The sequence below is a fragment of the Rhodomicrobium sp. genome (assembly GCF_047605405.1).
Classification (GTDB): Bacteria; Pseudomonadota; Alphaproteobacteria; order Rhizobiales; family Rhodomicrobiaceae; genus Rhodomicrobium; species Rhodomicrobium lacus.
Window position 1 is genome coordinate 1 of record NZ_JASGFR010000038.1, and the last position, 12,014, is coordinate 12,014.

A 12,014-nucleotide genomic window follows, 5' to 3' on the forward strand; every position below is an offset into this window, starting at 1 on the left:
CGGCGATCGCCTATATCTTCATCGGCATCTTTACCGCCACGACCTATGTGCTGGGCGGCTTATCGCGGGAGCAGGTCTGCACCTACATGTGCCCGTGGCCCCGCATTCAGGGCGCGATGTTCGACGCGGACTCGCTCCTCGTCACCTATCGCGGCTTTCGTGGAGAGCCGCGCGGCCCGCACAAGAAGGGCGACACCTGGGAAGGGAGAGGCGATTGCATCGACTGCAATCAATGCGTGGTGGCGTGTCCTGCGGGCATCGACATCCGCAACGGCGCGCAGCTCGAATGCATCCAGTGCGCGCTTTGCATCGACGCCTGCGACGAGATCATGACCAAGGTCGGTCGCCCGACCAAGCTCATCGCCTACGACACCTACCGCAACCTTGAGGCGGAGGCGCACGGCAAACGCGCACCGATCCGCCTGATCCGCCCGCGCACGATCCTTTACGCCGGTCTGACCGCGCTCGTGGGTGGGCTGATGCTGTTCGGCCTGTCTCAGAAGACGATCTTCGAGATGAACGTCGTGCCGGATCGCAATCCGCTCTTCGTGCAACTCAGCGACGGCAGCATCCGCAACGGCTATGAGATACGCCTGCTCAACAAGCGGCGCGAAACGCGCAGCTTCGTGCTCTCCGTCAGCGTGCCGGAAGCGAAGATCAACGTCGTCGGCATCGACGGCGAAAACCCGCCGATCACGGTTGCACCCGACGATTTGCGTTCGATCAAGGTCTATGTGAGCGTGCCACGGGAAAAAGCCGCCACGCTGGGCGCGACGACGCCCGTAACCATTACCGCTCGTGACAGGGACGACGGGACCGAAACCGCTCGCGAGACGACATTCAAGGGGCCGGGACGATGAGCACAACGACGACGAGCGAACGCGGCGGCCTCAAGGGCAAGCACGTCCTCCTTATCCTTCTCGGGTTCTTCGGGGTGATGTCCGCGGCGAACGCCATCTTCGTCTATATGGCGATCTCGACGAAGCCGGGCGAGGCCACGGGCGCGAGCTACGAAGCGGGCTTGCGCTATAATCAGACGCTGGCCGAGGCGAAGGCGCAGGCCGCTCTCGGCTGGCATCACAAGGTCGAGTTGCGCGGCGAGCGCCTTCTCGTCACCATGACAGACGCGAGCGGCGCCCCCGTCGCGGGGCTTGCCATCTCCGGCCATGTCGAGCGCCCGGCATCGAGCGAAAAGAGCCACGGCGCTTCCTTCAAGGAGATCGACGCCGGACTCTACGAAGCGAACCTCAAGCACGTTGATACGGGCAAATGGATCCTGGCGTTCGACGCCGAAAAGTCGCGAGCAGGCGGCACGCCCGCAATCTACCGCGTGAAGGAAAGACTATGGCTCGAACCATCGCAGCAGACGCACTAGGCGTCGAGTTCAAGAACGCGCAGCCGGAGGCGGCTTCATCGCCCGAGACCATCCGCGCGCCTTCGGCCTCCCGCACGATCACGCTCGCGGTGGAAGACATGCATTGCGGCGGCTGCATGCGGAAGGTCGAGACCGCGCTTCTCGGCGTCCCCGGCGTGGCCGCAGCCCGCGCCAACCTTTCGGCACGCCGGGCAACCGTAATCTTCGACCGGGGCGCGGGCGCGGTCGCCCCCCTCGTCGACGCGCTGGATAAGGCAGGCTTCAAGGCCGCCGAACTCGCCCCCGAAACAGTCGACAACGAAAAGAACAATCCCGCGCGCCCCCTCCTCGCGCGGCTGGCGGTGGCAGGTTTCGCCGCCGCCAACATCATGCTGCTCTCCGTGTCGGTGTGGTCCGGCAAGGGAGGCGGCGCAGACGATCCGACGCACGCGCTGTTTCATTGGCTCTCGGCCGTGATCGCGCTGCCGGTGGTGGCCTATGCGGGCCAGCCGTTCTTCAGTTCGGCCTGGGGTGTGCTCAAGCGCGGCCGCGTGAACATGGACGTGCCGATCTCGCTTGCGATCTGGCTGTCCGCCATCATGAGCCTCTACCAGACGTTCCGGGGCACAGATCAGGTCTATTTCGACGCCTGCGTCACGCTGCTGTTCTTCCTGCTTATCGGCCGCTACCTCGATCAGCGCGTGCGCATCAAGGCGCGCGGCGCGGCGGAAAATCTGATCGGCCTTCAGTCCCGATGGGCGCATGTCATCGCGCAGGACGGCACCGTCGAGCGGCTGCCTTCGCGGCTTGTCGAGCCGGGCATGCGCATCGCGGTTGCAGCGGGCGAGCGGTTCCCCGCCGATGGCGTGATCGCAAGCGGCACGACGACGGTCGACGAAAGCCTCATCACGGGCGAGACGACGCCGCGCACGGCGGCCGTCGACGCGGTCGTTTATGCCGGCTCCGTCAATCTCGGCGGGCCGGTGGAGATGGAGGCACGCGCCGCCGAAAGCGACACGCTCCTTGCGCAGATCGGTCGGCTCATGGCGACGGCGGAGCAGGCGCGCGGGCGTTATGTGCGCCTCGCCGACCGCGCCGCACGGTTCTATGCGCCGATGGTGCACAGCCTCGCGCTGGCTTCGTTCATCGGCTGGATGATCGCGGGCGCGGGCTGGGAACACTCGCTAACCATCGCGATTGCGGTGCTCATCATCACCTGTCCCTGCGCGCTCGCGCTTGCGGTGCCCGCCGTTCAGGTGGCGGCGTCCGCGCGCCTCTTCGACAAAGGCATTCTGCTGAAGGCGCCGGACGGCCTCGAACGGCTCGCCGAAACCGATGTGGCCGTGTTCGACAAGACCGGCACGCTGACGGCGGGCATTCCCTCGCTCGCCAACGGCGATGCAATCGACGACGCAACGCTCAAGGCCGCATCTGCGCTCGCCGCCGCAAGCCGTCATCCTTACGCGCAAGCCGTGGCGCAGGCCGCGAAAGCCCGCTTCGGCGCGATATCGGCGGCCAGCGGCGTGGAAGAAAAGCCGGGCTTCGGGCTGCGTTGGGCGACCGATGGCGGCGAGGAACGGCTCGGCTCGGCCGCCTGGTGCGGCGTGGACGACGCGCAAGCGTCATCGGCATCGCTCTGGTATACGCGGCCCGGCGCTGCGCCCGTGGCCTTCCGCTTCGAGGACAAACTGCGCGAGGACGCCGCCGCTACGGTGGATGCGCTCACCCGCGCGGGCTATCGCGTGGAGCTTTTGTCCGGCGACCGCATCGAAGCCGTCGCCTCCGCAGCCTCTGCCGCGCACATCGCGGAGTGGCGCGCAGGGCTGAAGCCCGACGAAAAGATTGCGCGTCTCGACAAGCTGAAGGCTGAGGGGCATCGCGTGCTCATGGTCGGCGACGGGCTGAACGACGCGCCCGCACTCGCCGCCGCGCACGCCTCCGCCTCGCCATCGAGCGCAGCCGACATCAGCCAGACGGCCTCTGACGCCGTGTTTCAAGGCGCGAAGCTCTCGCCGGTTGTCGAACTGCTCGCCACGGCGAAGAAGGCGCGGCGCATGTCGTTCCAGAACTTCGCCATCGCCTTCGGCTACAATATCGTGTTCGTGCCGCTGGCCATCGCGGGTTTCGTGAACCCGCTCGTCGCAGCCATTGCAATGTCGACATCGTCCATCCTCGTCACGCTGAACGCGGTTCGGCTGCGTACCGCGAAACTGGAGATCAAGGCATGACATCGCTTGCGTGGCTGATCCCCATCGCCCTGTTTCTCGGCGCTCTTGGCCTTGGCGGGTTCATATGGGCGCTGAAGTCCGGCCAATATGAAGATCTCGACGGCGCGGCGTGGCGCGCGCTCGAAGACGATCCGCCGGAGAAGCCGCAGACGGGAGCCTGAGCGGGAAGGGCGTGCCGATCGCGGCCTGATCCGTTCTCGGCGCATGCGGCTGTGGATTGCGGCGCATTCCCGCAGCCTCGAACCCCGAATTGGCGCAAGCTTCGCGCAGGTGATTCTGAGGGGTACGCGGATGGGTCGGGCGAAGGCGGCAGCCAGGAACTTCACCGTGGATATGTGGTGGACCGGCCTCAACGATGTCGAGGTCGGCCTTTTCGTGCATTCCCGGCACCGCGCCAAGTCGCGGCAATTCACGGCGGACAGCGATGTGATCGGCGAGGTGCTCGAAGGCGGCGAACGCGCTGGCCTGATCACCTATCGAGAGGGCCTGTGGAAATCCGAGGAGCCGGGCGCGAAACGGGTCGTGCTGAAGCTCTTCACTCCGTCGATGACATGGCGCGGAAGCATCGACCTGCTGGTGGGGCGCAGCGTGCAGCTCTCGACGGGGGCGCGCGGCTTTCCGGTGACATCGTGGTCGCTCAACATCGATGGACACGACCAGATCGTGCAGGTGGAGCGTTCGGCGCGCAAATGGCCGGGCCTGCCGGAAGAATTCTCGTTCTTTCTGATCGAAGGCGGCGAAGCGCGGTTCTACAGGCTGCGGCAGGACTGGATCAATTTCGGCGGCGACTACACGCTCTATGACCAGACAGGCGCGCGGATCGGTCATCTGAACGGGCATGTGTTCCATATGGCCGGGCGGTGGGATGTGACGCTCGACGGCGCGCCTTCCACGCTTCTGGCGACGACGCTTCAACTCATATGCGGCATGCTGAAGTTCAACGGCGCGGCACGCCGCCATGTCGGACGCGTGGTGAGAGGTGTTCGGCAGGGCGCCATTTCGCTCGCGATCGACAAGCAGGAAGCCGACCTTTACCTGAATCCGAGGCGGCCGCGCTGATCGCGGGACGGGGCGGCGCGTTTCGCCCGGCCGCGATCACGGTTCCCGCTTTCGTCGCCGCCAGAAAGCGGAGAAGGTGCGCACGGGTCGTGGCGATGCACCCTTCCGTCGGCGCGAACGACTTGCGCGCGACGTGCATGAAAATGGCGCTGCCGCGCCTTTTGGAGCGGGGTGCGATATTGTAGTCGAGCACGGCGACGAGATCGTAAAGCGAATCGTTTCGCCAAAGCCGCTCGGCGCTCGCCGGATAAGGCATCGACACCCTGCGGTTGTAGTTGCGGTCTGTCGCCGCATCGCACCAGCCGTAAGCGGTCGAATTGGCGCGAACCGGCACTCCGGCGAGCGGCCGGCGCAGTCTGTCGGGTCGATAATACACCGTCAAGATCCGCCATCGGCCCAACGGCGTCGCGCCGTCGCCCTCACGCTTCGTGGAGCGAATACCAGACTTCCCAAGCGCCACGGAAAACTGTAAATGACCGTATGTCATAATCCCCGACGTAGCGGCGTCCGATAGTGTCAGGACGCGCGCCAATGTGCGTTTTCGCGTTTTCCGGCGGGGCTTTTGCTGTACATTCGCCATAGGCACCCAAGTCACCCGTTGCGTCGGCCAGTACCGTCGTCTAATTCAAACAGCGCGATCTTCCGCCCGGAGTTTAAAATGAGCAACACGCGCAATATCCTGGTTGTCGACGATGATCAAGACCTTGCGCTGTCGTTGATCGAGCAACTGGCGCTTCATGAAGAGTTCAATCCGCAGGTCGTGCACAGCGCCGCGCAAGCTTTCACAGCGGTCAAGGGCCAGCATACGGATCTCGTGATCCTCGACGTTGGGTTGCCCGATATGGACGGCCGCGAGGCCTGCCGCATCCTTCGCAAGAACGGATTCAAAAATCCGATCATCATGCTGACCGGGCATGACACCGATTCGGACACGATTCTCGGCCTCGAGTCCGGCGCGAACGACTATATCACCAAGCCTTTCCGCTTCGCGGTGCTTCTGGCCCGCATCCGCGCGCAGCTTCGCCAGCATGAGCATAGCGAGGAAGCGGTGTTCACCATCGGCGAATATACCTTCCGCCCGTCGGCGAAACTGCTCGTCGACAAGAAGGGGGCGAAGGTGCGGCTGACCGAAAAGGAAACGTCTATCCTCAAGTATCTGTACCGCGCGGGCGAAAAGGTCATCTCGCGCGATGTGCTCCTGCATGAAGTCTGGGGCTACAACGCGGGCGTCACCACGCACACGCTGGAGACCCACATCTACCGGCTTCGCCAGAAGATTGAAAAAGACCCGTCGCGGGCCGAACTGCTGATCACCGAGGCAGGCGGCTACAAGCTTGTGCCGTAAGGCGCGGCCCCTCGATAGAGAAGACCCCTGTTTCGCGCCGCACGGCGAAGGGCTTCTGCATCAAAAACAACCTTGAGTTGCATAACCGAATCGCGCAAAGTCCGAACCCGTTCGTATGGGTTGAAGGAGTTCGGCCACTCAAGCGATAGGTTCCTCAGCAATGCTCGATTCCAATGTCGAGCTTCTTCGAGCACTGCCGATTTTCAAAGGCCTTGAGGAGAAGCAACTCACCGCGATTCTGGAAGCCGGGAAGAAGGTGTATTTCGAGCCCGGGCAGCTTCTGACAAGGAAAGACGGCGCGGGAGACTGCGCGTACCTTGTTCTGTCCGGTTCAGTGCGTTGCGCGGGGTTTCCGGGGATGGGCCAGAGCGAGCCGATCGGGCCGGGCGCCTTGGTGGGCGAGATGGCGATGCTTGTGGAAACCGTCTATCCGCTCACCGTCGAGGCTTCGGAACGCGTGCGCGCGCTTGCATTGCGGCGCAGCCGGCTGACGCGCGTCATGCAGCGCGACCCGGGCATTGCGCGCCAATTGGCCGACAATCTCCTTCTCAGACTGCGATCTTTCGCGAAGGATCTGCGAGATTTCGAACTGCTGCTCGAAAAGAAGGACAGTGCTGCGCCTCTGCCGGGACCGGCGACGGTCGAAGCGGAGACGCAAACCGACGCTTTCAATAAAAGCGACCCGCGCCAACCCACACGTCGATTTGGCGGAGAGAAGTAGGGTTTCGTTAATATCGTTGCGAACCGACGCGAATCAAACAAAACTCTACCTCGGTAGTTGTAAACGTGTAGGAGAGTTGGCCGAATCAAAGAAACGGGTGGTTCTATGCTCGACCATAAAATCGAGCTTTTACAGCAGGTTCCCCTCTTCAGTGGGCTTTCTGAAGAGCTTCTTGAAGCGATTGCGGCTGTCGGCCAGAAGACATTCTTCGAGGCTGGCGCCGAGCTTATTACCGAAGGCCAGACCGGCAGCACCGCTTACCTGATCATGACCGGAAAGGCTGGTTGCCCTCGCATTGAGGGTGGCGAGCTTTACGTCGAGGATCTGTGGCCCGGCACGCTTGTCGGCGAACTCGGCATGCTGGTGGAAACCGTTCATAGCGTGACCGTGACGGCGCAGGAGCGTCTGCGGGCGCTGGCATTCTCCCGCGATGCTTTCCGCGCGACCATGGAGCAGCACCCCGAACTGGCGCAGCACATTTCCGAAAAGCTGCTCGTTCGCCTGCACGGACTTGCGGCTGATATCCGGCGCGTGGACAGCAGACTTGCCGAAGTCGAGAAAGCCGAAAAGGCTGCGTGACGCTCTTGATCGCGTCGCGCTACTCGGTCAGATGGAGCGCGATGGCGGTTTCGAGGGCGCCCGCGTCACGATGCGTTAATGCAAGGGCCGATAGCGTGGTTCGCCCATCCGCACGCGCAGCGTCTCGTCCGCTTAGCGCAAGATCTTGCGGCGATGATGCAGCAGATGTACCGCAAGAAAGGCGAGACCTGCGCCGCCAGCGATGGCATGCACGCGGCGATTGAAACCGAGCGCCGCCACGGTCAAGCCCGTGGTCGCCAGCATGCCGATCTTGGCGGCACGATTGATGTCCCGGCTGACCGCGGGAACCGCCCAGCGGCTGGCGCCGCGAGCTTCGATCCCGCTATCGTCGTTGACACCTTGATTCCCGTCGCGCTGTGGCACGGTTGACGCCTCTTCCTCACCGAGCAGCGGGGAAAGCCGCGCCAGCAACGATGAAGGCGGCAACCGGACGGGATCGTAAAACACCAGCAGGCTGCCCACCCTCGGGTTGGGTTCGAGGCGTTCCACGCCCTCTATCGCTCCGACCGCCCGCACCAGGGCATCGAGCGCGGACTTGGCGCGCCATCGGGGGGAGCGCAGACGCAAGCGACCAGGACAGTGGGAGGCGAGAACGAAACTGGGCACGGCTGGTCCTGCGAGAGAAGTGATCACATGCGGGCTTAAAACAAGCTATCGGGGCCGGTATGGCCGGTCAAGGCTACGGTGCTGTTCAGAAGGCCAGGCCGGACCGACCGCTTGCGGCCGATGGCCGATTACCGGGACGGAATGACTTCGACCAGCAGCTTGATCGCCGGCGCGCCGGAGGCAGCCGCCACGCTCGCAAGTGTCTCGGCGGTCGAAGCCACTTTATAACCGCGCTGGGCGAGGCTCGCCTTCAAAGCATCGGGCGTTGTCTTCAGCACGGGGGCGAGAGTGTCGAGCGGTGTCTGCATCATCAGCATGACGGCGGCTCGCGGCGAACCGGTCGGGCCCTTCATCGCTGCGGGAATTATGAAGGCCGCGGCGGCGGCGAGCGAGAGCACGAGCGGAATGACCATCGCGCCGCGCCGGAAATAGCCCTTCATCGCGCCCCAGTGCCGCGAAACATGCAACAGAAACGGCACGAGCAACAGCAGGCTCAGCCATTCGTGCATGCTGTGAAAAAGGTTTGAGCCCAGGTGAAAGAATAACGCCACACCCGAAATCGCGGACACCGCGAAAAGGCCAAACGTGAAAGGCGTCGTCACGCGCCCGAGAAAACCATTCATGTCATGTTCCTTCAGCCGAAGCTGCCCCTCCGAGGAGGCGCTTTGCGGTTTATTCATTCGATCCGACCGGGCGAGTTGTGGAAAGAAGCCCGCCGTCCTGAAGCTTGAACACGGCGGCGGCGTGAAAACCTGCGCAGCTTTTTGCGGCTGTTTCCTTCGATCGGTACGCCGCGCCCGCGCGCACGGTCATTGCGCAGGATCTTTGCGCTTGCCGTGTCCAAGATGGTAAGCAGGCACCAATGCGGGCCTTGCGCGACGAGGCGGAGGGGACCGCGTGTCTACCGGGGCAGTTGCATGGATGAAGCAAGAAACGCGCGCGAGGCCATTTGTGGTGTCGCCTCCCCATAAAGACGCGCACCCGGACAGAGCGGAAGTCCGTCGCGCCGCCGAGACCGAAGATGCACATGACGATGCATGCGACAACACCCTGATGCGAAGAGTGGCGCAGGGCGACGAGGCCGCTTTCCGTCGCCTTGCTGCCCGCCATGCCGTTCGGATGCTCGCGCTGGCGCGGCGCATGCTCGCGAACCCCGCCGATGCCGAAGAGATCACGCAGGAGGCGATGCTCCGCGTGTGGTTGAATGCGCCGCGCTGGCGCGCCGAGGCCGCTTTCAAGACGTGGCTTTATCGCGTGGTCGTCAATCTTTGCCTCAACAGGCAGCGGCAGAGAAGTTTCGCTCCGCTCGACGACGCGGCGGAGATACCGGACCCGCAGCCTTCGGCGGATGCGAACCTTGAAAGGCAGGAAGCCGATGCCACAATGGCGCGCGCGATTGCCGATCTGCCGGACCGACAGCGCGCCGCTATCGTGCTGACCTATTACGAAGACCTGAGCAATGCCGAGGCCGCTGCCGTGCTGGAGACGACGGTCTCAAGCGTGGAAGCGCTCCTCGTGCGTGCCAAGCGAACGCTGCGCGCCGTGCTTCGCGCGCAACATGATGACCTCACGTCAGGGAGCCGCCCATGATCCGCGCCCGTTTTCAGGATCTCCTCGATAGTCACGGCAGCGATCTTTCCGGGTGGCCCGACACGGAACGAGGCGCCGCCGAGCGTCTCGTCGCCAGCGATGCGGAAGCGGCGGCTGCTCTGGCGGAAGCGCGCCGTCTCGACGGGCTCATCCGCGCAGGTCTCGCTGCCTCGCCATCCGAGACCGAAGGCGAGGTTATCGCTGCGCGGCTTCTCGCAGCGCTGCCCGACCCTCTCCCTGCTCAGATGCCCCCTTCAGCCGGGGCTTACGCCATCAGGCCGGCGGCGGCGCGACGGCGCGACGAACCGGAAAGCCAGGCGCGCAACCGGCTTTTCTCACGCCCTGTTCTGCCTGGAGCTGCCGCGCTTTCGCTTGCGGCAGCCTGCGGCATCGCGCTCGGCATCTTCTGGGCGCAGAAGATCACGCAGGACGAACAGACCACCGACACCATCGCCGCAATCTTTCAGTCCGAAACCGCGATTGGAACCTTCTGATGAGCGCGCAAGACACCATAGCCGCAGAGAACAGGCCGCGTCGCCGACTGCTTTTCTGGTCGCTCGCCCTGAACATCTTTTTCATCTGCTGCGCAGCGGCGTTTTCGCTCACCGCATTGCTCAAACCGGCCTTTCACGGCGGCAGGGGTGGCCCGGCCGTTCAGTTCGAGAGGCTGGCGGCGCAGCTTCCGGCACAAGATGCCGATCGCCTCAAGGCCGCGTACGCCGAGCGCGGCAGCGAGGTTGACGAGACGCATGCCGCCGCTCACCGGGCGCGAGACGCGCTGCGCCTCGCTCTGCGCGCCGATCCCTATGATGGCGATGCAACACGGAAGGCCATGGCGGACGCACGGGACGCGCGTCGTCGGCTGGAGACGGCGATTGAGGAGATTATTGCCTCGGCCGCGCTCAACATGTCGCTCGAAGGGCGTGCAAAGCTCGCGGATTGGAGGGCCGAGCCACCGCGCAGATAATGCGACACGCAAACATGGCCCCGGCCCGTGAAAAGACATTCCGCTCCGGCAAGCTGAAGCCTGAGAATCACCGCGTTTCGACGCGGAGCCTTTGCAGCAAATCCCTTATGGGATAATGCGCCCACGCTTTCGTCACGAAGTCGCGGTGATCGGTGCCCGGTTCGGTGGAGATGAACGTCACGCTTCCGCTGCGAAGCGGACCTTTCAGCTTGGTGTTCAGCGCCACGTCCTTGCCCTTCAGAATGTCGGCAAGCTCCGTGTTGCGCGCCCGCGTGGACGACGCGTAAGCGCTGAGGAAAAATGCCTTTTCGCGCGATGAAATCCAGTTCGCGAAGGTGTCAGTCTCGCCGTAAAGCGCGTCGAGCAGCACCACGCCGCGCAAGCGCTCGTCCGCGCCGCCGTGACGGATGCAGGAAGCCGCCGTTGCGTAACCGCCGCTATAGGCGACGATCACAATCGGCATGCGGTCGAAATAGCCCTTGGAGCGCGGATCGCCATGCAGCTTCGCGAGTTCGTCGCTTGCCTCGTCGAGGAAGCGGCGAAGGCCGCCGGGCTCCCAAAGCTTGCCCGCGCTCGAATCCGCCGCATCGGACGCGAGTTGCGGCGCGACGAGCACCGCATTGACGCCCGCCTCGGACACCTGCTCCGGCACGCGCTGCCGCTGGATCACGTCGCGCTGCAAGGTGGCGCCATGCCCGTGCAGGAACAGCACCATAAGCGCCGGGCGCCGGAGGTCGAAACCGCGGGGTATATGAAGCAAGGTGCGGCTATCGCTGTAGGTCTTGTCTTCCCAGTATACCGCCCCGCTCGACGTGCCGTGGCCGCGCCTGCCGCCGTCGTTCACATTGAGGAACGGGTGTCCGGTCATCGGATTGACGCCGCGATAGGGAAATGGCGCGTTTTGCAGGGGCACGAGCTTCGTGCGCGTCTGCCTGAGCGGCAGGAGCGGCGGTTCGGCTTTGATCGGCGAGCCTTTCTTCACCATCTTGACCGGCACGAGAAGCGAGGGAGCCTGTGCCTCGACCGGCATCGAAACCGCCATCATCGCAGGCATCTCGGCGGGAGCGCGCCTTTCGGCCGGCCGCTGTCCGGCGGACGCCGAGGCCAGGGCGATGGCAGACGGGGCCGTCGCGGCTTTCGGATTTTGCTGTTTGAGAACGCCCTGCTTGGCGGATCGGTTCAGGCGGTCGCCCGCGTCCGAGCTCGTCGCCGCCAGCCCCGATGGGGGAAGCTCCATGCTCAGGGCCGACGCATCCGGGGTCTTCGCGAAGTCGACGGCGTCCGTTTCGGACCGGCAGCCAGCGGCCGCAAGGGCGAGGGCTGCGACAATCGGGAAACGCAGCCTCGAAAAAAACTCAACGGATACTCTCGACAGGACGGACACGGATACTCGCACGCTACCAACAAACATATTCGGCGGCCTGCACTCGCCACACGTGCGGAACGGGATAACCCGCAATCGTGACCATATCATGGGCCGCTTCCCGAGCTTAGCCGAAAGGACTTTCTAAATGCCTTTCCCGCTAGAGTACAATCCGCTTGAA

General features: G+C 64.1%; 14 protein-coding genes and 1 pseudogene. 11 read left to right on the forward strand and 4 right to left on the reverse strand.

Annotated elements, in window-relative coordinates:
• The 5 genes from QM659_RS13755 to QM659_RS13775 all read left to right on the forward strand — a co-directional run.
• On the forward strand, nt 1–860 hold an 860-nt coding region (locus tag QM659_RS13755; RefSeq protein ID WP_415188845.1), incomplete at its 5' end, for a 4Fe-4S dicluster domain-containing protein.
• Nucleotides 857–1,375, forward strand: a complete 519-nt coding sequence (locus QM659_RS13760) for a FixH family protein (RefSeq protein ID WP_415188846.1) — start codon at nt 857–859, stop codon at nt 1,373–1,375. The genes QM659_RS13755 and QM659_RS13760, both read left to right, overlap by 4 nt.
• Nucleotides 1,345–3,582: a heavy metal translocating P-type ATPase gene (locus tag QM659_RS13765; protein WP_415188847.1), complete on the forward strand. Its 2,238-nt coding sequence runs from the start codon at nt 1,345–1,347 to the stop codon at nt 3,580–3,582. Before QM659_RS13760 ends, QM659_RS13765 begins: the two co-directional genes overlap by 31 nt.
• Nucleotides 3,579–3,743 (forward strand): cbb3-type cytochrome oxidase assembly protein CcoS, encoded by a 165-nt coding sequence (gene ccoS, locus QM659_RS13770; protein ID WP_415188848.1) that lies wholly within the window; start codon nt 3,579–3,581, stop codon nt 3,741–3,743. Before QM659_RS13765 ends, ccoS begins: the two co-directional genes overlap by 4 nt.
• Before the next feature lie 130 nt (nt 3,744–3,873).
• Nucleotides 3,874–4,641, forward strand: coding sequence for a hypothetical protein (locus tag QM659_RS13775; RefSeq protein WP_415188849.1), 768 nt, complete (start codon nt 3,874–3,876; stop codon nt 4,639–4,641).
• Between the two features lie 49 nt (nt 4,642–4,690).
• Here QM659_RS13775 and QM659_RS13780 read toward each other — a convergent pair.
• Nucleotides 4,691–5,221: pseudogene (locus QM659_RS13780) on the reverse strand (L,D-transpeptidase family protein); the annotation flags it as partial.
• A gap of 78 nt (nt 5,222–5,299) precedes the next feature.
• Between QM659_RS13780 and QM659_RS13785 the strand changes: the two are divergent.
• The 3 genes from QM659_RS13785 (at nt 5,300) to QM659_RS13795 (ending at nt 7,286) form a co-directional block, all read left to right on the forward strand.
• Nucleotides 5,300–5,986 (forward strand): response regulator transcription factor, encoded by a 687-nt coding sequence (locus QM659_RS13785; RefSeq protein ID WP_127079456.1) that lies wholly within the window; start codon nt 5,300–5,302, stop codon nt 5,984–5,986.
• 160 nt (nt 5,987–6,146) lie between these two features.
• Entirely contained in the window at nt 6,147–6,707 is a 561-nt protein-coding gene (locus QM659_RS13790; protein ID WP_415188850.1) for a cyclic nucleotide-binding domain-containing protein, read from the forward strand.
• Nucleotides 6,708–6,812: 105 nt separating this feature from the next.
• A complete protein-coding gene (locus QM659_RS13795) occupies nt 6,813–7,286 on the forward strand; it encodes a cyclic nucleotide-binding domain-containing protein (protein WP_127079452.1) in 474 nt (157 codons plus the stop codon).
• Nucleotides 7,287–7,418: 132 nt separating this feature from the next.
• Here QM659_RS13795 and QM659_RS13800 read toward each other — a convergent pair whose 3' ends face one another.
• Complete coding sequence (locus QM659_RS13800) at nt 7,419–7,940, reverse strand: HMA2 domain-containing protein (RefSeq protein WP_415188851.1); 522 nt, start codon at nt 7,938–7,940, stop codon at nt 7,419–7,421.
• Nucleotides 7,941–8,041: 101 nt separating this feature from the next.
• Nucleotides 8,042–8,536 carry a DUF4405 domain-containing protein gene (locus QM659_RS13805; protein ID WP_303483711.1) on the reverse strand — a complete coding sequence of 165 codons (495 nt, stop codon included), beginning with the start codon at nt 8,534–8,536 and terminating at the stop codon, nt 8,042–8,044.
• A gap of 298 nt (nt 8,537–8,834) precedes the next feature.
• On the opposite strand from QM659_RS13805, the gene QM659_RS13810 reads away from it, so the two are divergent.
• Genes QM659_RS13810 through QM659_RS13820 form a run of 3 tightly spaced genes read left to right on the forward strand, consistent with a single transcriptional unit; the run spans nt 8,835 to nt 10,470 of the window.
• Nucleotides 8,835–9,503: an RNA polymerase sigma factor gene (locus tag QM659_RS13810; protein ID WP_415188852.1), complete on the forward strand. Its 669-nt coding sequence runs from the start codon at nt 8,835–8,837 to the stop codon at nt 9,501–9,503.
• Nucleotides 9,500–9,997, forward strand: coding sequence for a hypothetical protein (locus tag QM659_RS13815; protein WP_415188853.1), 498 nt, complete (start codon nt 9,500–9,502; stop codon nt 9,995–9,997). Before QM659_RS13810 ends, QM659_RS13815 begins: the two co-directional genes overlap by 4 nt.
• Nucleotides 9,997–10,470: a periplasmic heavy metal sensor gene (locus QM659_RS13820; protein WP_303483705.1), complete on the forward strand. Its 474-nt coding sequence runs from the start codon at nt 9,997–9,999 to the stop codon at nt 10,468–10,470. Before QM659_RS13815 ends, QM659_RS13820 begins: the two co-directional genes overlap by 1 nt.
• Before the next feature lie 67 nt (nt 10,471–10,537).
• Here QM659_RS13820 and QM659_RS13825 read toward each other — a convergent pair whose 3' ends face one another.
• Complete coding sequence (locus QM659_RS13825) at nt 10,538–11,854, reverse strand: alpha/beta hydrolase (RefSeq protein WP_415188854.1); 1,317 nt, start codon at nt 11,852–11,854, stop codon at nt 10,538–10,540.
• Nucleotides 11,855–12,014: the final 160 nt, after the last annotated feature.